At 74.6% G+C, this 437-nt stretch carries 1 pseudogene; it reads left to right on the top strand.

Annotated features, from left to right (window positions below):
- Window positions 1-437 (top strand): annotated as a pseudogene (locus FV228_RS32685) (chemotaxis protein CheA); the annotation flags it as partial.

Genomic DNA, 437 nt, shown 5'->3' with positions numbered 1-437 from the left:
GCCTGCCGGCCGCCGCCTGCCTGGACGCGTTCCGCCGCGCCTGCGGCGGCCAGGCCGTGCATCTGGTCCGCTACGCGCCGGAGCCGGGCTGCTTCTTCAACGGCACCGATCCCCTGCTGACGATCCAGCAGGTGCCCGACGCGCTCGCCCTCGACATCGCGGCGGCCGAGCCCTGGGGTCCGCTGGAGGATCTCGACCCCTACCAGTGCAACCTGCACTTCGCCCTGCTGAGTGCGGCGCCCCGGCCCGAGATCGAGCAGGCGATGCGCTACGAGCTGGACCAGGTCACCATCGCGGCCGTGCGGCCCCGGGACCTGGTGCGGATCGACGGCGCGGCCAGCGACGGTCCGATCTGGGACGATTTCCGCGAGGCGGCGTCGGCGTTCCTGGCCGCCGGGCGCCACGACGACCTGCGCAAGGCCGTGGGGGCGCTGCGC

The sequence above is a fragment of the Methylobacterium sp. WL18 genome (assembly GCF_008040015.1).
Classification (GTDB): domain Bacteria; phylum Pseudomonadota; class Alphaproteobacteria; order Rhizobiales; family Beijerinckiaceae; genus Methylobacterium; species Methylobacterium mesophilicum.
This window is presented reverse-complemented; position numbering and strand designations above follow the sequence as displayed.